This window comes from Levilactobacillus lanxiensis (assembly GCF_016861655.1).
Classification (GTDB): Bacteria; Bacillota; Bacilli; order Lactobacillales; family Lactobacillaceae; genus Levilactobacillus; species Levilactobacillus lanxiensis.
This window is the reverse complement of sequence record NZ_BOLN01000004.1, coordinates 230,661-251,382: the sequence shown is the minus strand read 5'-3', so window position 1 is coordinate 251,382 and position 20,722 is coordinate 230,661. Positions and strand designations below refer to the sequence as shown.

The following is a 20,722-nucleotide window of genomic DNA, read 5'->3' as shown; positions in this document are numbered from 1 at the left end:
CTGGATTATACAAAAGCAAAATATTACACCAACCGGGAACTCAGTTGGCTAGATTTTAACGACCGGGTCCTGGAGGAAGCCCGTGACAAGGCCAATCCGTTACTCGAACGTGTGCGGTTCCTGGGCATCACCCAGAGCAACGCGGATGAATTCTTCATGGTCCGGGTCGCCTCGCTCTCGAAGCTGGCCGCGGTCAACTATCCGAAGCCAGACGCATCCGGCATGACGGCCGAGGATCAATTACTCGCGGTCAACGCCAAGGCTCACGACCAAGTCGTTAAGCAATATTCCACGTTGAACCGGATGCTGCTGCCGGCCCTCGCTGCGGAAGACATTCACATCTTGACGCCCAACGAGTTAACGCCGCAACAGACGCGCTTCATTGAAAAATACTTCAACGATGAAATTTCGCCAGCCCTGACCCCAATGGCGGTGGACAGCTCACGGCCGTTCCCGTTCATTGGCAACAACACCCTAAACATTGCGATGCGGCTATACAAGGACGGCGACAAGAAGGATAAGCGCTTCGCCACCGTACAAGTCCCCGAGATTTTCCCACGGACCGTGCGTCTGCCGGGTGCCGACAACGATTTCATCATGTTGGAAGACATCATCAAGACCTTCATCGGCAACCTGTTCATTGGCTACCAAGTCAAGGAAGCCGCCAACTACCGGGTCATCCGGGACATGGACTTGGACGTCGCCGAAGAGGATACGTCCGACCTCCTGAAGGAAGTTGAACAACAACTGAAGAAACGGGAACACGGGGGCGCCGTCCGCATGGAAGTCGAGGCCGGCATCAGCCAGTCGCTACAGAACCGCCTGGCCACCTCCATCAAGATTGCCGACTACGCGGTCTACGAAATTGGCGGGCCCATCGACTTGACCTTCCTGTCGAAATTGACCAAGCAGATCAGTGGTCACGACGATGAAAGCTATCCGAAGTTTACCGCCGCCCGGACCCCTGGCCTGCAACATGACGATGACGTCTTCAAGACCATTCGCCAGCACGATGTCTTGGTGCACCACCCGTTCGACGATTTCGCCGCGGTTACTGAGCTGATTCGCCAGGCCGCTTGCGACGACGGCGTGCTGGCCATTAAGATGACGCTGTACCGGGTCTCCGCCAACTCCCCAATCATCAAGTACCTGGGGAATGCCGCGCAGAACGGCAAACAGGTCACGGTGCTGGTCGAAGTTAAGGCCCGTTTCGATGAAGAAAACAACGTCCACTGGGCCCAACAGCTTGAAAAGATGGGCTGTCACGTCATCTACGGTCTGATTGGCCTGAAGACCCACTGTAAGCTGACGCTGATTGTTCGGCGGGAACCCGACGGCATTCGGCGCTACATGCACATGGGGACCGGGAACTACAACGACGTGACCGCTCACTTCTACACCGACCTGGGACTGATGACCACCAACACGGACATGGGCATCGATGCCTCCAACATCTTTAACATGTTGTCCGGCTACTCCGAACCGCCCTACTTCCACCAGCTCCACATGTCACCCGATGGCATCCGCAATTTTATTACGGCTAAGATTGATCAGGAAATTGCCAACGCTAAGGCCGGCCAACCTGCTTGGATTGAAATGAAGATGAACTCCTTGTCCGACTCGGCCATGATTGCCAAGCTCTACGAGGCGTCCAACGCCGGCGTTAAGATCAAGCTGATTGTCCGGGGCATCTGCTGCTTAAACGTGGGCATCCCCGAACTCAGTGAAAACATCGAGGTCCACTCCATCGTCGGCCGCTTCCTGGAACACAGCCGGATCTACGCGTTTGCCAACGCGGGTGACCCACAGCTGTACCTGTCCAGTGCCGACTTGATGACCCGGAACCTGAATCGGCGGGTCGAGTTACTCTTCCCAATTTTGAAAGATAATCTGCGTGAAAAGGTCTTTGATATCTTCTCAACCTTGTGGCACGATAACGTGAAGACCCGGGTGCTCACAGCCGACCGGACCTACACCCGCGTCGACCGGCGGGGCCTCGAACCCCTGGATGCCCAGGAAACCTTCATGGCCCAAGCAACGGCGAAAATCAAGGCGAACGCAACGCACGCGCCACAGGACAGCAACGCGCCGCACCAATTCAAACCGATGTTAAGTCCTAAGAACCAACCAAAATCCCCTATTGATCGGAGTCTTGACTAAATGGAAAACTTAGTTGTCATCGACCTGGGTTCCAACTCAGTGCGCATGACCATTAGTGAAATTGACGAAGCCGGCAATCACCAGACCGTGGCGGAAGAAAAGCGCTACGTCCGGTTGTCGGAAAACATGGGTGAAGAGCAGCTTCTCCAACCCGCTGCCATTGAACGGACCCTGGCGGCGTTAGCGGAATTCAAGGCCATCTACGATAAATTAGACGACCCGCAGATTACCGCAGTCGCCACGGCAGCCGTGCGGCAGGCAGCCAACCAGAAACAATTCTTGAAGCAGGTCAAGGACCAATTTGACCTCGACTTCGACGTCATCTCGGGGGCGACGGAAGCCCGCTACGATTACGTCGGCGTGGTGCACACGCTGCCCATCGTGAACGGCTTGATTGTCGATACCGGTGGCGCCTCCTCCGAGCTGATTCTGGTGGAAAATCGCCAGATGAAGCACGTTGTCTCGATTCCGCTGGGCTCCGTGACCCTGTCACAGGCCTACCTGGAAAGCGACAAGGTCCAGGCGGACTCGTTATTCTCCGCCATGACCTTCGTCAACAACGTCTTCAACGACGTCTGGTGGCTGCGTGAAGCGACGAACCTGCCCGTTATTGGCCTGGGCGGCGCCAACCGGACGCTGGCCAAGATCAATCGGCGGAACAAGAATTTCTTAAACGTCGAGGACGTGCACGGCTACAAGCTCAGCGCGACCGACGTCTACAGCACGTTAACTCAGTTGCTAGGACTCGACCTGGCCGGCCGTAAGAAGGTGCCGGGTCTGTCCAAGGACCGCGCCGACATCATCGTCGGTGGCCTGATTCCGGTGGCCCTGTTGATGCGGCTGCTGGATTCACAGCTGATCACCTTCTCCAACGCTGGCCTGCGGGACGGCATCCTGTATGACCGCATTGACCAGATCAAGGCTGCGGTGAAGTAAATTTATTGAAAATTGAAAATCCCAACCATTCAGAATTTTCTGAGTGGTTGGGATTTTTTGTGCTGTTGGGTTGCTTGGGTGTTTAGTTACCACTTACTCCTCCAGAAGGTGGTTATTTGAAATTAGCATATGGGTAATTGTACGTTTCCTTTAATCCACCTGTTATAAACTTTACTTTTCCATTTCGGTAGATAATTACAGAACCGTAACCATCAAATGCAACCGTGTTCACCCGTACTAGCTTTTTGTTACTTGTTGAATAAAATCTACTGTGAATACTATCCACAGATAGATAGTTATCAGCGTGCTCTGCAACATACTTCGTGCGTAATTTTCTCTTATTAGTGCTTGACTTCCACAGTTTGCGACGATAGGTATACGTCTTAATCTTTACAGCATGCCCATTACGAAAATAAATTTTAGTTGGACGATTATCCATACTAATAACTAGCACACGAGAAACCATTTTGTTCTTCCCCATCACCAAATATGCTCGCTGTCGCAAAGATAAACTATCATTTACACCAACTCGATTTCCCGTAGACTTTTTACTCTGCACTTTAGTAACGAGTTTTTCATGCTTTTTTACCGTCAATAATTGTTTTCCTGGATCTTGATATTTACCAGCAATAAGCGTATGCCGCGCTTTAAAAACCCAGCCGAGTTTTCTACCCTTAGCCGTCTCAAGGAAAACGTAATGTTTATTTTTATGAGTAATCAACTCCTTCGTCGCATATAGCTGCTGAGTTGTTAATCGATCAAACACATGGGTAATATATGTGTAGGACATCGTATATACTGGGCGATTCCAAATTCGATGACTATTCGGATCAGCGATATAGTAAGCTTTTTTCTTGGTATATGTCCACTCTGATTTAATTACGGCCAATCGTGTGACATCTGATGCCTTTACATACCCCATATCATCTGGTTCATCTGAATTTTTCTCAAATCCACCTGTTCCAAATTCAATCATGTGATAATAAACTCCCTTACCTGCAGTTATCATCTGCTTAATACCAAAAATCTCGCCTTTCTCTTCCTGATAATCCGAAATTATTCCATGCTTCGTCCCAACATCTTTTAGACTATGATAGAACTTAACTCGCTTATTAGACATCTTATAAGCAACATTAGGATCAGATTTCTGAATAGATACAATCTTTCCAATAGCAAGTGATTTCTTTACACTACTAGAATTCTTAGTATCCGTAATTTTACTGCTTGTTGTGGCAACACTTTCAGAACTACCTGCTGCTTTCCTACCATTGTCCCCTGAGCATCCTGCAATAAATCCTGCCAATATCAATGCACACACTAATATTTTTTTATTTTTCATGGTTCGCTTCTTCCCATCTATACTGCCTTAGACGTTTTTGTTGCTTCAGCAAAGCGGTTCATAATAAGATATCCCCGTCCTGCACTTGTAATTCCCATTCCTTCGGATTACTCCTCCAGGAGGTGGTTACTTGAAATTAAAACTTGATAATGGATATGTCATAATGTGCTTGTACTTATGTGTGTTAAATTTCACTCGGCCATTACGATAAACCGTTGTCGTTGCCATCCCATCATAGCCATAGGTAATGACAGTAACCAATTTAGGATTCTTGACCGAATAGAAATTTGCCCGGGCGTTATCTGTTTGCAAGAAAAGATGTCCCGCCTGGTAATGTGTCCGTAATTTCTTACGATTAGTAATTGTTTTCCAAGGCTTTCGGCGGTATGTGTAGACAGTCAGCTTAGTCGCTTGTCCCTTATGAAAGTTGATTTTAGAAATTCGATTATCCATCCCCGTGACTAAAACTTTGGCAATGTGGTGCTGCTTATCACGTAAAATGTAAGTTCGCTGTGGCATCGACAGGCTTTCATTGGTTGTTACCCGATTACCCGTGGAACGATTGCTTTGTACTTTCTTAGTCATTGCTTCATGCTTCTTAGGCTTCAAAAATTGCTTACCCGGATCACGATACTTTCCGGCCACTAACGATTTAGAATTTTTAAAAGTCCAACCTAGCTTTTGGCCATTCGCCCGTTCTAAGAAAATATAATGCGAGCCGTTATACCTAGTTACTTCCTTGGTCGCATACAATTGCTCCGCAGCCAATCGATCAAACACCCCCGAAATGTAGGTATAGTGAACCGTGTAAGGTGGCTGATTCCAAATTCGGTGAATGTTCGGATCAGCAACGTAGTAGGGCCGCTTGTGCTTATACGTCTTGACATCGTGCACCGTTTTAATTCTCTTCATATCGCTTGCTTTTACATAACCAACGTCCGCAAAGTCAGAAAAATTATCGATTGTCTGAGGCCCATGAATACCTTCGAACCCGCCAGATTCATAGGTAACCATGTGATAAAACGTCCCCTTTGATGTGACATACTTGTTCGTTGCCCCAAATGTCTCACCACGTTCAGTTGCGTAGTCCGCAGTCACCGCAGATTTTTTACCAAACATTTTTAGACTTCGATAAAAGTGGAGTTTTTTATTGGCTATTTTGTAGGCCACGTCGATGTTTGGAACCGTACTTTTCTTGATTTGACCAACTTTAGAATTCGTTGGCACAAACATGCTGGCCGTCGCGTTCTCATCAGAATTCACTTTTGATGCACAACCGGCAACTACTAACGCTAAGCCCAAAAGTAAAAATATTCTACTCTTCATATCTGACCTCTCCCCAGACCGATTTTAAAATACGCAACACGTTTCCCACTCACAACTCTCATCGATGCTCCGAAAGACCATAGCATAAGATGGTTACTTGAAATTAGCGTATGAGTAAGTCAATACATGTTTGTAAATATGCGTACTAAACTTAACCTTTCCATTTCGGTAAATAAGTGTCTTAGCACTTCCATCACCGCCGCCAATAGTCTTGACACGTACCAGAAGCTTACTTGACTTGGGATAGAATTTAACATCAGTTATCGCAATGTCTAATGAATCATGAGCCAAATAATAGCTTGAGGTTAACTTTTTCCGATTAGTTATTGTTTTCCACACTGTACGTCGGTATGTGTATCCAACCATTTTAGTTGGCCGACCATTCTTAAAAACAATCTTGATTGGTCGATTGTCCATCCCCACTACCAATAGCTGAGAAATTTTCCGCTTATTCTTCCGGACAATATAAGCACGTTGCGGCACTGACAAACTATCATTAACACCCACTCTGCTCTTCGTTGATTTAGCACTCTGTTGCTTTTTAATGAGCTTATCATGAGCTTTCACTTTTAATAGTTGCTTCCCGATATCACGATACTTTCCCCTAATCAGTACTTTGAGAGACTTGTAAACCCAACCCAACTTTTTGTTTACCGTTTCCAAGAAAACATAATGAATACCATTACGCTTAATCAATTCCTTAGTCGCATACAATTGCGTCTGGGTTAGCCGATCAAACACGTGCGAAATATAAGTATAGTGCTTCGTATATATTGGGCTGTCCCAAATACGATGTGTAAATGGATCAGCTATATAGTATGGTTGCCGTTTCTTATAAGTCCATTGCGACTTAACAACGTTGACTTGCTTTACGTCCTCAGCTTTAATCACACCGAAATCATCAAACGCATCATAATCAGTTGATGTCATGGCGTCCTTAGACTTTTCAAATCCCCCCGAATCATACGCAACCATACGATAGTACGTACCACTTGCCGTCACATACTTGCTAATAGCACCTAAAGTAGTGATTTTAGCATCGGCATAATCAGCAATCACCCAATCCTTTTTTCCATACTTGGCCAAACTCTTATAAAGTTTAGCGTGCCGATTTGTTACTTGGAATGACTTGTCTGGATTCATTTTTGAAACTGATTTTACAATCCCAACTTTTGAGTTAGTTTGTACACTTGAGCTTGCTAAACCACCCATGCACCCCGCTAATGGGAGTCCAAGAGTAATCAAGACTATCACTAGTACTTTCATCTTTAAATGAACATTAAACATCACTTGATACTCCCCTTTGATTGGGCCGTTTCTGCTACACGGTTAAATACCATGTATCCTCTACCTGAATCTGTCAGACTCACCCCTTCTAATATGGATAATGCACCACCTCAAGTCCAGAGACTGGTTACTTGAATCTAGCATATCGGTAAGTAATGATTTCTTTATATGGATGGGTCATAAATTTAACTGTACCGTTCCGATAAATGGTTGTCGTTGCCATCCCATCTGACCCAATCGTTTTATTCATCAAAAGCTTCTTGCTTTTTTGAGAATAGAAGATTGTCTTGGTCGTTGGCGTATCAATGTAAATATGGTGTGCCCAGAAAGAGTGTCGTAATTTCTTTTGGCTTGTAGTTGTCTTCCATGGTTTACGCCGATACGTATAGCTAATCAGCTTAGTTGCTTGGCCATTCTTAAAGGTGACTTTAGTTGGTCGGTTATCCATCCCCATAACCAATACCCGTACGATTTTTCCCTGCTTATTTTTGACAATGTAGGCCCGCTGCTGCATGGATAAGCTATCATTAATTCCCACACGACTCTTAGTGGATTTTACTGATTGCACATGTGATTGTAATTTCTCGCTCTTTTTCTTATTAAGTAACTGCTTACCTGGATCCACAAACTTCCCTTTGACTAGGACCTTTGGTGATTTATAAACCCACCCCAATTTTCGGTGCGCCGTCTCCAAATACGAGTAGTGTGAACCGTTGCGTTTGACCAATTCTTTAGTCGCATACAACTGCGTGTGTGATAACCGGTCAAAGGTATGGGAAATGTACGTGTAGTGGACCGTATAAGCTGGTCTCGTCCAAATCCGATGATTGCATGGGTAGGCTAAATAGTACGGTTGTCTGTGAGCGTAAGTCCATGATTGGGTCACCGTTTTTATCGGTTTAACATAATCGGCCTGAATGTAACCCTGATCTTCGTACGCCTTATTTTCTTCAGCAGGTGTCACATCATTCTCAAACCCGCCTGAAAGATAGTTAACCATGTGGAAATAGACACCTTTGGTGGTCACAATTTTTTCAGAGACCCCTAAAGTTAAATCCGAACCGTGAACCGTTTCATAGTCTGAATAAAAACCGGACTTCTTACCAAACTCTTTGAGGTTTCGATAAAAGATTGCTTTCTTATTCGATACCTTATACGCATCATCAACATTCATTTTCTTACGTGAAATGATTTTACCTACAGGTAGAGCAACCTTCGACGATGACTTTGACGAGTTGCTGACCTTACTTGAGGAGCTACTAGCAGAAGCTACCTTTTCGTGAGATTCATTGTTTGTACAGCCAGCTATTGATATACCCAACATAGCTAAAATCATGAACGTCTTTCGTTTCATCATTATTGCTCCCTTTGTCCACATTCTTAAGCCACTAATTGATTGTGACTTAATGACAACTACCCACTCCATAAGAACATGACTACTTAAAATCGGCCAACGGATAGGTAATAACATTCTTATACACATGAGTCTTGAATGATACCCGGCCATTTCGATAAACAATCGCATGTGCAATACCGTCATAACCAATTGTCTCAACCATCGCTAATTTTTTACTCTTCTTAGAGTAGAAAGTTGTTTCAGCAATATCAGTATCGATATAAGCATGCTCCGCCCGATAATGCGTTCGTAATTTTTTCTTGCTGGTTACAATTTTCCAAGGTTTTCGCCGATACGTATAGTTACTGAGTTTGGTCACTTGTCCATTATGGACAGTTAACTTCACAGGCCGATTATCCATTCCCATCACTAAAACACTCGTCAACTGATGCTTTCTATTTCGGACAAGATAAACCCGTTGTTGCATAGAAAGACTGTCGTTAACACCTACACGATTCTTAGTCGATTTTTTACTCTGAATTTTCTGTACCATTTTTTCATGTTTCTTTGGCTTTAATAATTGCTTTCCAGGATCACAATACTTCCCAGCAATCAAGACCTTAGGTGTTTTGTAAACCCAGCCTAACTGCTTACCTTTAGCCGTTTCAAGATACACATAATGTGAGCCAGTGTGCTTAATCAGTTCCTTAGTTGCATACAGTTGTGTCGTTGAAAGTCGATCAAACACGTGATTCACATAAGTGTAGTGAACCGTATATGCTGGCCGGTTCCAAATACGATTATTACAAGCGTCTGCCACGTAGTAAGGCTGCTTTTTCTGATAGGTCCACTGTGACTTAACTGTTGAAAATTTAGTTAAATCACTAGCCTTAACATAACCATTATCCGCTTCGTCGTTATAGTCTGAAGAACCCTCTGGCGAAATTGAATTTTCAAACCCACCAGATTGATAGTTAACCACATGATAATATGTATTATCTGCCGTCACATATTTTTCCGTAGCCCCCAAAATTAGATTGGCCCCATGAACTGTCTCATAGTCTGAAAATATGCCACTCTTTTTCCCAAAGACTTTCAAACTATCATAAAATTTAGCCTTTTTATTGGTTACCTTGTACGCAACATCAGGATCCATCTTCTCCGAAGAAATAATTTGACCAATTGGAAGAGTTTTAGATACGGTCTGCTTCCTTTTTGGACTGTTGCTATCACTGCTGGCAGAAGCTCTATTAGCTTGATTATTCTGAGTCGCACACCCCCCCGTCAGTAACCCCAATACTGTCAAGCCTAACAATACCGTTTTCTTCATTCCCCTGTACCCCTAATCATTTTTATTAATCCACTATGTATAGCCAAATCTGAATCAAATTTTGAACAGGATTTCCCTGGCTTCAGCTGCGTATGCGCCAAGCTCACAATTTTAGTCTCATGGATATAAATTGAAATTGATAAGAAATTCACATGAACACGTGAATTTTGCCAATGTTCAGTTAAAATGCTGTCCCCACGAGCTTTCTATCCTGAATTCATGAACGTCCTATCAGTTGAAAATTGACACTAAGTTAATTCCAATAATGAACTTCCCCTAAACTAAAAGCAAGATTAAATACCAAAGCCGTTTAAATTATTTACGCCAATCACATAAAGTCTATCAATCATTATAGTTTGCTTGTTGTTAGCTTTCATGTCCCCAAAAACAGGCTTTCCTATTATGTCTGGCCGATAAAAAGCGCCTCTGTCACAGCAGAGACGCCAAAAATTTTATTAGTCTTTAATCCGGCAGCTGAACAATATAAGGCCCCAGATGCGGCACTGTCACAATCTCAATCGGCGTGGCAAACGTCCGGCCTAACAGCTTAGCATCGCGGAGATCATCCGGGGTGCCACTGGCGACCAGCTGGCCGTCCTGCAACAGCCACAGCCAATCACTCACGCGAAAGGCCTGGTTAATGTCGTGGAGCACCTGGATCACCGTCAGGCCCTTGGCCGCCAACTGGCGCAACTGCGTCATCAACTGTTGCTGGTAATGCACGTCGAGGTAGGTCGTCGGCTCATCCAGCAGGAGCACGACCGGTTCCTGAGCCAGAGCCGCGGCCAACCAGGCACGCTGCTGTTGGCCCCCAGAGAGGTCTTGAATCAGCTCATCGGCCAGCGAGGTCAGCCCCGCCATGTCTAAGTATGGCGTCACCTCGTTTGCCGGGACCGCCTGCAACAACCCGTGATACGGCAAGCGGCCCGTCGCCACGACCTCCCGCACCGTCAGCTCGTCGTACAGCTGATGATGTTGCGTCACCATGGCCACTTGTTGGGCCAACTGCCTGGTGCTCAATTGATTCAACGGCTGTTCATTTAACACGACCTGTCCCGCCTGTGCCGGTAGCCGCCGCGCCAATAGCTGGAGCAGCGTGGACTTGCCCGCACCGTTGGGCCCAATGATCGTCGTGACCTGTTCTGGTGGAAAGACCCCCGTCAGGTCACTCAGGCCGCGAGTTTGGCGAGGATACTGATAGCTAACGTGTTGACATTCCATGAAATCCTCGCCCCCGTTGTAAGAGAATAATGACAAATGGCCCACCGATCACGGCCATCATGGTTGCCGCAGAAATCTCGCTGGGCACGATGACCGTTCGTCCCAGCGTATCGGCGGCGAGCATCAGCCAGGCCCCCGCGAGCATGGAGAATGGGAGCACGGTTTGGTAATCGTGGCCGACTAGCCGCCGCGCCACGTTGGGGATCACGATGCCGACAAAGGGAATCGTGCCAACTACCGCCGTCACGCTGACGGCCAGGTACATCCCCAGTAACAGCAACGTCCAGCGGAGCACGTTGACCGGCACGCCCACATTTTTCAACGCACTATCCGTTAATTTTAAATAGTTCGCCCAGGGTGCCAGTATCAGGGCCGCCACGAGCCCCACGACGCCCAGGCCGAGCAAGGTGGCGGTATCGCTCCAGGTCAACCCGTTAAACGTGCTGTGGCTCACCGCAGCGGCCCCACTGCTCAACAGCTGTTGCAGGCCGACAAAGGTGGCATCGAGCGCCACCCCCACGATGATCAATCGGTAAGGGTCGGTCAGCGCCCGGCCACTGGTCAGGATGGTCAGGGCAATCAGCCCACCGACCAGCGCCATTAGCCAGTTGCGACCGGGTAGCCAGGGTAAGAGGAGTGCCCCACCCAGTTTAAAGAAATCGGCAGCGGAGCTAATCCCTAAGATACTGGGGTCGGCAATGGGATTGCGGAAGACGGCCTGGAACAGTGCACCGGCAACCGCCAGACTCCCGCCACAGATGAGACTGCTCAGAATCCGCGGTAGTCGGAGTGAAAAAATCGTCACGAAGGCGCGGCTGGCCGGATGGCTTACCGCCCACGTGACTTGAGACAGTCCCAGCCATTCCGTGCCGGCCATGAGCGCAATCAGGCTGGTCAGCACCAGCAGCGCGAGCACGCCACCGTACCACCAGCCAGCATGTTTGGTCATGCGGCCGCCCCCTTCGGATACAGCCACTGGCTGACCTGTTTGAGCGCCGTGGCGACCCGCATGTTCGCGGTCGCGTCAAAGGTCGGCTCCTGTAGGTCATAGACGCGGTGGTACTTGACCGCCGCCGTCTGCGCCCACATGGCATTACTCTTGAATTCGTGATTAAACTGCTGGGTCACCATGCTGGGCATCGCGTGCTCTAGGCGTAAAATGACCTGTGGATTCGCCTTCTGAATGGCCTCGTCGTTAGGTGCTTGATACTCCTGTGTGCGACTGGTAAAGACGTTTTGCCCTCCGGCCAGGCGCACCAGGTCCCCCACGTACGAGCGATTGGTGGCCACCATGTAAGACGCACCGGGCAGTCCCATTAATACCAAAACTCGGGGCTGTTGCCGGTGACGCGCGCGTGCCGTTGCCCGCTGTTTGGCTTGATTGATCAGCCTATTTTGCTTCGCCGCAGCCGCCTGGCGGTCGTACCGCTTGCCCAGCTGCGTCAACGTTTTCTGTAAATGGCCCACGCTGGTTAAATCTAAAAAGTGTGGCGTCACGTGTTGGGCCTTGAAGGCTTTGCCAAATTGGTCGTCCAACGTCGTCACGGAATACACGACGGTCGGTTTCAACGCCGCAATCTTTTCCACACTGGGATTCATCGGGCTCCCCACCTTGGTGACCTGGCGATACCGTTGTGGCAACTTATTAGCCGTCGTTGGCACGCCCACCAGGGGTAAATGGAGTTTGTCCGCAATCTGAACGATAGCGACCGTCGTTGCCACGATGCGTGGCTGGCTTTGCTTCTGACGTTGCTGTTGCCAGGCAATGCCGCCACCGGCGAGGCCCAGCACCACCAAAACGGCCAACGTGATCAGGCCGATTTTTCTTGGATTTTGCATGTGCACTTACCTCCTAGTGTCGGCCAAAGTACCACCAACTGCCGCCACCGACTAAGACAACGATGGCCACCACGCCGCCAATCAGCGCGCCCCAATGGGTCTGGTGCGCCGGTAGCTGGTCCGCACTAGTGGCCGATTGACTGTCGGCACTGCTGGACGATTGGCTACTGGTAGACTGACTGGACTTGGCTTTGGCTGATGACTTAGCCTGGTTCTTTGCTTTCGTGGAACTGCTCTTAGCCTGCGATGACGCTTTAGACGCGGTGGCTGCCGACGATGATGCGCTAGTGGTCGCCGGTTTGGCCGTGGAACTTGCCGCCGCACTGGACTGGGTCCGCTTCGCCCGTGTCGTGGTCGTCTGTTGATTCAAGGCCGGTAAATTCCCCGTCTTAAACTTAAAGGTGATCAGGTGCTTGGCCTTGTACACGTCCGGCACATAGATTGATAGCTTCGCGTTTACCGCACGTTTCAAATTCGTGGTGGTAAAGCTGTAATACAGATGGGAATTGCCCGCTGAATCCTTGACCTTGCGGACATTTTCGGGTGATTGCCCATCAACTTCTAAGACTTTTACCGGCCAACTGGTTAACTTCTTGGCCGTTTTAATGTCCATGGTGACCACGTAGGCGTGATTTTTCACCGTCACCTTGGCCGGATGGACAAAGTACCCACTGGCCATCGAGGTTTGATTGGTCCCGTATTTGAGCGCCGAATAGTCCAGTGATTGGGCATGGGCCGCTGTCGCTGTGGGCAGGAACCAGACAGCGATAGTCACCAGGATGGCTAGCATGAGACTGCGTAAGCCTTTAGACATGCGCGCGACCTCCTCGCCAAATGAATCCGCCGAGCGCTAACCCCACGAGACCCAGGACGGCCCAGTTGTTCGAGGCTTCACCCGTTGGTGGCAGTGTTGCCTGATGCGACTTGGTCGCGGTCGACGTGGCCGTTGGACTGGCACTAGCGCTGGCTGCGGTCACGGTGGTATGTGGCAACGCCGCAACCGTCGCGGCCGCTGCCTGATCAGCCGCCCCACTCCGGGCAAAACGGAAACGAATCGGGAACGTCTGACTGATGTTCATGGCAGGCACCGTCACGTGAATCCGACCCGGAATCAATTTCTGGGTCAACGCGGACCGTTTCGCCACGGAAAAGGTATAACTCATGGTATAGTTCCGACCACTCTGACCGTACGTCACGTTTTGTGGCTGTGCGCCGTTGATGCGCTTAGGCACGACCGCCCGGGCCCCGAGCTTCAGGGACTTGGCGTATTTCACATGGAGCGTGACCTGATACCCGGTGCTCTTCGGCGTCACGGTCGCCACATCCGTGTAGTATTGATTGGCCTCGGACTTGGTCATTTTACTGCCCTGTAAGACTTGGTAGCGCCAGTATTCGGTGGCCGCTGTCGTCTTTTTAGCCGTTGAGGTGGCGGTCTTAGCTTTGGTCGTCTTCGGCACGGTTACGGAAGCCCTCTGACTGCTGGCATTGGCCTTGGCAAACGTTTCGGCCTGGGCAATTAAGTCCGTGGTCGCGACACTTGCGCTGACGGATTTGGCCTGGGCCCAGTTCAGGGTCAGGCGGGCCTGTTCCTTCATGGCCCCCATCGGCGTCGTCAGGCTAAAGGCCGTGGTCAGCGGACTGGTCTGGGCCGTCAGATTAAATTGATACAACGCCTGTTGATCCACCGTTTTGACCAGCGTCACGGCTTGGTCAGCCACGATCATCTTCTTAATGTACTTGGCGCCATTCGAGGTGATCAGAACCGTCACCTGAGCGTGATTCACGCGAACCACGGCCGTTTTACCAAAGAACTGATTGGCATCGGACGTGGCGCTACTGTCCGCCTTGATAATTTTCATGGGAACTTGATAAAGGCCATTGCTTAACGTCGCGGCATGGCCATCCGTCGTTTGGGTCCAGCCAAGAAAGACGAGACCCACGACCAGACAGGCGATAACACGGAAAAATTGCTGTAGATGTTTCATCTTGTGCTCCCCCGTTTCTTATTTTAAATAAAACCAAAAAATCACCACCGAAACCGGTAGTGATTTTTCCACTTACTTAACCGTTACGGTCTTGGTCACGGTCTTATAACCGGCTTTAGTCGCGGTGACCTTCAACTTCCAACTCTTCTTAACGGCCTTCTTCAGCTTGACCGTGTAGGCCTGCTTCTTGGTCGTGACCTTGCCTAACGTGGTCTTGTTGTGCTTGACCGTCACCTTGGCGCCCTTGGTGGTCGTGCCACTAACCTTCTTGGCCTTGGCTTTGACTGCCTTGGTGCTCAGCTTAACGGTCTTCTTAGCCTTCGCCTTCGTGGTGGCCTTCAACGTGTTGGTTTGAAAAGCCAACGTTGCGGTTTCCTTCATGGCTTGTGGCATGCCCGGAACGGCGACCGTGAAGCCAATCGTTTGGTCTTGCTTCAAGTTCACGTTGCTAAACGTGTATGTATTGCCCGTTGCCGCCTTCGTGACCTTAGCCGCCTGACCACCTAACGTGACGGCATCCAGGTACTGGTTAGCGGCCGCCGTGCTCTTCAACGCCACGGCAGTCTTCTGGTTCTTAGCCGTAACCGTCGCGGTGGTGAAGTAGCCAGCCGCTTCGGAAGCCGTCGTGGTCCCGGTCTTGTACAGATTGTATGTGATGCTGTACTTACCATTTGCCAGTTTAGCCGCATTTAAAGCAGCCGCCTGAGCCGTCGCAGTTGGCGTTGTGACTTGGTTCAAGGAAATGCCGGCACCCGCACTGGTAACCATCAATAAGGCACTCATAATTGTTAAAGATTTTTTCATAAAATAAACCCTCCCAAAACAAACTATAAATCTTTTATGAATCCGCTTTCATAGTAGCACGATTATTGGTTGAGTACCACAATTTTGTGGCCAATCAAATTGTCATTTTGTTTATAGACTGATAGGCCGATTAGTTTTTCCTTGGGGTTAAATGGGTGGTTAACTGGATTGGATGTCGATGACAGTCCGTTTCCGGCGGCGGATTCAACCTGACCTGCTATGGGGCCGGTTCCAGCCTGAGGGCCGGGCTTCCACCTCGACTTTGAGCCAAAAGGCGGTCTCAAAGGTCGTCCCGTGGGCTAGGCTGGAAAAGGACTCCAGCCAAGACCACCGACACAGCTGGGCAGGTTGATCCGCCTCTGGTCACTTAGACTGTCCGTGCTGATCCATTTTTTCTATCCCGTACCTACTGTCAGTCACTAAGCGTTGGTCTCATATTTGTGAGTGCTTGGGCTCCGCATGGTTGGCTGGCTTTGTTTGCTAAGTTGGCTAACTATCGTCTGCCCGCAATCATCAGTTCCGTGCGTGATTTAGCCCCAAACCAGTCTAAAGAAAAAACCACATCCTCATTGACTAGGACGTGGTTCGCTAACAGATAATTTAAAAATTACCCAATATGGTTTTCGTGGAGAATGGCCGCAACTTCCTTTTCCATTTCTGGCGTGCGTTTCCATTCCTGAAATTCAGTGAAGGCCTCTTCTGGCATCGTGTAATTTTCGTTCACGTAGTCTTCGTAAGCCTGGACGTGAGGCGTGTGGGCAATGTTTAGCTGTAGGATCCGCACTTGCTTGATCAGCTTGCGCTCCACCGCTAGTTCCGCCCGGCCATTTTGGACCATGTCGCTGATTTCCATGTATTTACTGCCATCGAGGCGGGTAATTTCCTCGATCAGTGTAAATGTTTCGTGACTTTTCATTTTTAAATCGCCTCCGCACAATGCTTCTATTATACCGTGATTTTGGGCAAAACAAAACCACTACCAGGGAATGGCAGTGGTCGGCATAAGAGAGAAAGAGAATTGATTAGAAGGTAATTATTAATACCTTACGAGATATAATATACCGGTTTTTGTAAGCGCTGTCAATAGCTTTCAAAAAATAGTTGGTGATTTTCACTATTATTTTACGTTATCAGTTTGGGTGCTCACCAGTTACTCCCCACTCCTACATAGGGTTGGACCGGATTGACGGTTATTTAAAAAAATATATTTTGTGTCGCATTTGAAAATGGTCTGTAACTTGGCCGCTAGTTGGCGTGGCTCAGCTTGCGCCAGAGTTCAACTAAGCCCACTACCAAGACCGCACCAATGACCAGAAGGATTCCAGCGTTCACGGGAAAAATTTGACCGTGAAATTGGCCAATCGCCTGTGTGACCCGGTAAAAGGTGATGTGAAAAAAGTCTACCCTAAGTGGCGTGATATCATCTGCCCGAGCAATCCAGGCATCAAAACCGCCCCACAGTAGCATCGCGATTGCTGTGACTAAACCACCGCTGATCATTTCAATGAGAATTCGCCGACTAGTTTTGTTCATGTGGATTGCCTTCCCTTTTTGGTTGGGGCTAGTTTACTGCAAGTGCTTTGCGACGGTATTAATTTGTGCGCGGTTGGGTTGGTGAGTTTTATTAAAGTGCGTTTTGATTCCACTTTAAAAGAAAAGAGCCACCTTGTAATTGGTAGCTCTTAATTAACGTTATTTGGTTTAAGTTTTGCTTGGCTCCTCGCGGAACTATCCCGATACTGGCAACTTCCGAAACGTGCTACGCGGGGCAGGTCCCTGCGCTTAACCCCGACTAAGCAATGACCCAAGCCTGGCATAGTCCTTAGATCTTATCTTGTTTTAGATTGTTTGCTTGGCTCCTCGCGGAACTATCCCGGTACTGGCAGCTTCTGAAACGTGCTACGCGGGGCAACTGGTTCCGCTTAACACCGTAACGGAAACGACCCAAACCCGGAGATATCCCTTAAATCTTATCTTAACTTTAGGTCGTTTGCTTGGTTCTCCACGGAACTATCCCGATACTGGCAGCTTCCGAAACGTGCTACGCGAGCCAGACTCCTGCGCTTAACCCGGCAAAGAAAATATCCCAAGTTCGGGGATATTCCCTTTGCCACGTTAATGCTCAGAGTCTAAACGGCTCGCTCCGCACTCTACAAAAAGAGACCGAGAATTTCTTCTCGTCCCCGCCATTTAGTCTTCACCAAATGAGAGATAAACCTTTATTCGGTTCATTGGGAAATCAAATAAAGGGGTAAATAAATGGTAACTTAAAGATACCACGAAAAATAATAAAAATCTATCTGTATTCTTATTATTCTCTAATTTATTTCACATTTGTTGTTTTGTTTGAATCGTGAAGCACCGTTTCTGGGTGCACAATGCTCCCTGGGTTTTGCAGGACTTCACTCACTGAGTGACCCGAAACGTTGACCAGGCACGCCAGGACAAAGACGATGGCAACCCCGAAGGTTAAGAGGCGATTGCCCCAGCTCATCTTTTCACTGATGACTGAGCCATAGAAGTCCTTCTTGACCTCGGCTGCCACGTTTGGATCATCTGGTGCCGCCGCTTGACGTTCTTCGGTGACCTGTTTCTGGTAAGCGTCAATATCAAAGGACTTTTGGTTGGTCTTCATTTGACGTTGGAAGTGCTTCTTTTCCTTCTTGGTCTGACCCTTGAACCACTTGGTGAATTCGCGGTAGTGCTTGACCACATCAGCGGTCGCACCAATTTCCTTGAGCGTCCCGTAGTGAATCCAAGCGACGCGGTCACACAGAATTTCCACTTGCTTCAGGGAGTGACTGACGAAGACGATGGTCTTACCCTCGTCTTTAAACTCAGAAATCTTGTCCACACACTTTTGGTAGAAGGTATCATCCCCAACGGACAACGCTTCATCAATGATCAAGATGTCTGGGTTCACGTGCACGGCAATAGAAAAGCCCAGCCGTGACTTCATCCCAGAAGAGTAACTCTTAACTGGTTGGTATAAGAAATCACCAATATCAGCGAAGGACACGATGTCATCCATTAACGCATCAATTTCGGGATTAGTCAGCCCCTGCATCAAGGCCTTCAACCGAATGTTTTCCAATCCGGTCAGGTTCCCCCGTAAGCCGGCACCGATGGCGATGATTGAGGTATCCCCGCGAACATCGACCGTCCCCGTCGTTTGGGGAATGATGCCAGAAATGATGTTGGACAGCGTCGACTTTCCGGAACCGTTGACCCCAATCAGGCCCAGGGTTTCGCCCGGCTTTACTTCCAGGGAGATGCCCATCAATGACCAGAAATGTGGCACGGTGGAGTTACTCAGTGAGAAGAACGCGCGCAGTTTTTCCGCTTGGCTCTTGTACAGATCGTATTCCTTCGTAACGTGTTGTACTTTAATTTTGTAAGAATTATCCATGAATTAAACTTCCTAACTCAATTTTTACGTTTCCTTATGCGGCCCGTAAACGTACCGGGCTCAGTCTGTTGTATTATACCAAATATTTGTGACTTGTGGGAACTTTCTAGTCAGCCTTAGCGATTTGTTAAGGTGTCCGCGATGTCCAAAACGCAAAAAGGTTCAGCAGCCCCACGGCTACCAAACCTTCGAATCACTCTATTTAATTAAGCTAACGCCCGTGAATCGACCCAGTAATTGGTCTTGTTGCCGCTGAACTGGATGCGGTACCAAGTCGTCCCGTAGGCCGTCTTGAGTCCCTTATAGTTCACCGTAACCTTTGCGCCCTTCTTACTCCCGCTCGGCCATTTATAGCTTTCCTGGTTAAAATGGGTCTTCTTCACGTGATTGTAAAGCGTATACTTTTTGTACTTGGCGCTCAGTTTCTTGGTGCCACTGGCCGCTGAATACAAAACGTAGTCATACTGGGGACTGGCAGCCGTTTCCGTTGACGCAATCCAATACTTATCGTCGCCAACCTTGATCCGGTACCAGGTCGATTTGACCCCATCCTGCGTCTTCACCGCCTGATTATCAGCCGTGTAGGACTTTGCCGTTAACTTCTTCAGCGTGCCCATGGACTTGGCCAGGTACGGCGAATTGAACACGTGGTTGTAGTAACTCCCACTCAACGCGCTGTTTACCTTGACCGTGGCCGACCCTTTGGTGTATTTAACAGTTGGCAAGGTTAACGCTTTGCCGTACACCCAATACTTCTTGGCTGAACTGCTGTCAGTAAATTTCAGCCGGTACCAGGTGGTCTTCTTGCCAGTCGTCGTGGCCTTCTTGACCCCACGCATATCCAGGTAAACCTGAACATCCTGGCCAGCTCTAACCTTGTTCCAGGCCGTCTTCGTGACCTTCTCGCGGGTCCCCTTGATGTGGTTGTACAGACGGTAGCTGGTGTATTGGGCGTTCAACCGAGCTGTTTGGGTCCCACTCGCACCAAAGTACGTCGCCTTGTCATACACGACGGGCTTCGGCTTAGGTGCCGCGGTATCCGCACTGCTACTGTTAGAGGAGCTGCTGGATGAACTTGTCGAGCTTCCATCTAGCAGCGAACTCAGATTATACGTCTTAATAATCGAGATGAGACTGCTACCATAGGTTGGGGCGGTGGCGTACGTGTTGGTCAGCGCATTGGCTGCGTCACTGTAAGTCGCCGCATTTTCCCGCCAGGTCCCACTGTAAATCGTGGGATTGTAACTGGTCCCATTGCGTAACAACGTGGCGTTGTCCGTCATTGAGGCCTTGGCGCTTGGATATTTTCTAAAGTTGGCATTTGTATAGTATAACTGTCCATTACTATCGTACTCGGACGTCTGCATCGTCACGGATTGGCCATTATAGGCGCCTTTAATGCCAAAGTAATTATTGGCGGTAGTGGTGAGCGTACTGGTCCCCCAAGCGCTCTCTAAGGCAGCCTGAGCCATCATCACAGACGGATACAATTTATACTTGTTTGCCACCGTCGTGACCGGACTCTTTAAAGTTGAGATAAAGGTTTGTGGGTCGGTGGTCGCCGCATGCCCCGTCCCCTTACTAATGGTAAAGCCACCGACGCCGACACCCAAGACGAGCGCGGCTAGTAGCCATCGTTTCGTTCGCTTCATTTTACCGGTTTCCCCCTTAAAATCGCTTCCAGGACAAGAATACCATATGTGCCCCGGGTGCAGAAAGGAAAATTCAAGAGAAAATGCGGTTGAAACAA

The 20,722-nt window shown here is 48.8% G+C and carries 17 protein-coding genes; 2 read left to right on the top strand and 15 right to left on the bottom strand.

Annotated features, from left to right (window positions below):
- Together JUF22_RS06875 and ppx are read left to right on the top strand one after the other, a co-directional pair.
- Positions 1-2,160 carry an RNA degradosome polyphosphate kinase gene (locus JUF22_RS06875; protein ID WP_236000738.1) on the top strand — a complete coding sequence of 720 codons (2,160 nt, stop codon included), beginning with the start codon at positions 1-3 and terminating at the stop codon, positions 2,158-2,160.
- Entirely contained in the window at positions 2,161-3,096 is a 936-nt protein-coding gene (gene ppx / locus JUF22_RS06870; RefSeq protein WP_203644891.1) for an exopolyphosphatase, read from the top strand. It begins immediately after the preceding gene.
- Between the two features lie 112 nt (positions 3,097-3,208).
- Here ppx and JUF22_RS06865 read toward each other — a convergent pair whose 3' ends face one another.
- The 15 genes from JUF22_RS06865 to JUF22_RS06795 all read right to left on the bottom strand — a co-directional run bounded on the left by JUF22_RS06865 (position 3,209) and on the right by JUF22_RS06795 (position 20,624).
- Positions 3,209-4,435 carry a hypothetical protein gene (locus tag JUF22_RS06865; RefSeq protein ID WP_203644889.1) on the bottom strand — a complete coding sequence of 409 codons (1,227 nt, stop codon included), beginning with the start codon at positions 4,433-4,435 and terminating at the stop codon, positions 3,209-3,211.
- A 126-nt stretch (positions 4,436-4,561) separates the two neighbouring features.
- Complete coding sequence (locus JUF22_RS06860; RefSeq protein ID WP_203644887.1) at positions 4,562-5,761, bottom strand: hypothetical protein; 1,200 nt, start codon at positions 5,759-5,761, stop codon at positions 4,562-4,564.
- A gap of 93 nt (positions 5,762-5,854) precedes the next feature.
- Entirely contained in the window at positions 5,855-7,048 is a 1,194-nt protein-coding gene (locus JUF22_RS06855) for a hypothetical protein (RefSeq protein WP_203644885.1), read from the bottom strand.
- Between the two features lie 127 nt (positions 7,049-7,175).
- Positions 7,176-8,222 carry a hypothetical protein gene (locus tag JUF22_RS06850; RefSeq protein WP_203644883.1) on the bottom strand — a complete coding sequence of 349 codons (1,047 nt, stop codon included), beginning with the start codon at positions 8,220-8,222 and terminating at the stop codon, positions 7,176-7,178.
- Between the two features lie 262 nt (positions 8,223-8,484).
- Positions 8,485-9,714: a hypothetical protein gene (locus JUF22_RS06845; protein ID WP_203644882.1), complete on the bottom strand. Its 1,230-nt coding sequence runs from the start codon at positions 9,712-9,714 to the stop codon at positions 8,485-8,487.
- A gap of 462 nt (positions 9,715-10,176) precedes the next feature.
- Positions 10,177-10,935 (bottom strand): ABC transporter ATP-binding protein, encoded by a 759-nt coding sequence (locus JUF22_RS06840; RefSeq protein ID WP_203644880.1) that lies wholly within the window; start codon positions 10,933-10,935, stop codon positions 10,177-10,179.
- On the bottom strand, positions 10,916-11,884 hold the full coding sequence (locus tag JUF22_RS06835; RefSeq protein ID WP_203644878.1) for an iron ABC transporter permease: 969 nt from the start codon (positions 11,882-11,884) through the stop codon (positions 10,916-10,918). The genes JUF22_RS06840 and JUF22_RS06835 overlap by 20 nt, the downstream gene beginning before the upstream one ends.
- Positions 11,881-12,774, bottom strand: a complete 894-nt coding sequence (gene isdE, locus JUF22_RS06830) for a heme ABC transporter substrate-binding protein IsdE (protein ID WP_203644876.1) — start codon at positions 12,772-12,774, stop codon at positions 11,881-11,883. The genes JUF22_RS06835 and isdE overlap by 4 nt, the downstream gene beginning before the upstream one ends.
- A gap of 13 nt (positions 12,775-12,787) precedes the next feature.
- Positions 12,788-13,588, bottom strand: coding sequence for an NEAT domain-containing protein (locus JUF22_RS06825; RefSeq protein ID WP_203644868.1), 801 nt, complete (start codon positions 13,586-13,588; stop codon positions 12,788-12,790).
- A complete protein-coding gene (locus JUF22_RS06820; protein WP_203644853.1) occupies positions 13,581-14,759 on the bottom strand; it encodes an NEAT domain-containing protein in 1,179 nt (392 codons plus the stop codon). Before JUF22_RS06820 ends, JUF22_RS06825 begins: the two co-directional genes overlap by 8 nt.
- A 72-nt stretch (positions 14,760-14,831) precedes the next feature.
- Positions 14,832-15,563: an NEAT domain-containing protein gene (locus JUF22_RS06815; protein WP_203644845.1), complete on the bottom strand. Its 732-nt coding sequence runs from the start codon at positions 15,561-15,563 to the stop codon at positions 14,832-14,834.
- Between the two features lie 607 nt (positions 15,564-16,170).
- Positions 16,171-16,479 carry a hypothetical protein gene (locus JUF22_RS06810; protein WP_125765586.1) on the bottom strand — a complete coding sequence of 103 codons (309 nt, stop codon included), beginning with the start codon at positions 16,477-16,479 and terminating at the stop codon, positions 16,171-16,173.
- Positions 16,480-16,808: 329 nt separating this feature from the next.
- The gene (locus JUF22_RS06805) at positions 16,809-17,096 is read right to left on the bottom strand and encodes an LlsX family protein (RefSeq protein ID WP_203644838.1); all 288 of its coding nucleotides are present in this window, start codon (positions 17,094-17,096) and stop codon (positions 16,809-16,811) included.
- A gap of 790 nt (positions 17,097-17,886) precedes the next feature.
- Positions 17,887-18,972 (bottom strand): ABC transporter ATP-binding protein, encoded by a 1,086-nt coding sequence (locus JUF22_RS06800; protein ID WP_203644836.1) that lies wholly within the window; start codon positions 18,970-18,972, stop codon positions 17,887-17,889.
- 206 nt (positions 18,973-19,178) lie between these two features.
- Positions 19,179-20,624 carry a glycoside hydrolase family 73 protein gene (locus JUF22_RS06795; protein WP_203644834.1) on the bottom strand — a complete coding sequence of 482 codons (1,446 nt, stop codon included), beginning with the start codon at positions 20,622-20,624 and terminating at the stop codon, positions 19,179-19,181.
- Positions 20,625-20,722 lie beyond the last annotated feature (98 nt).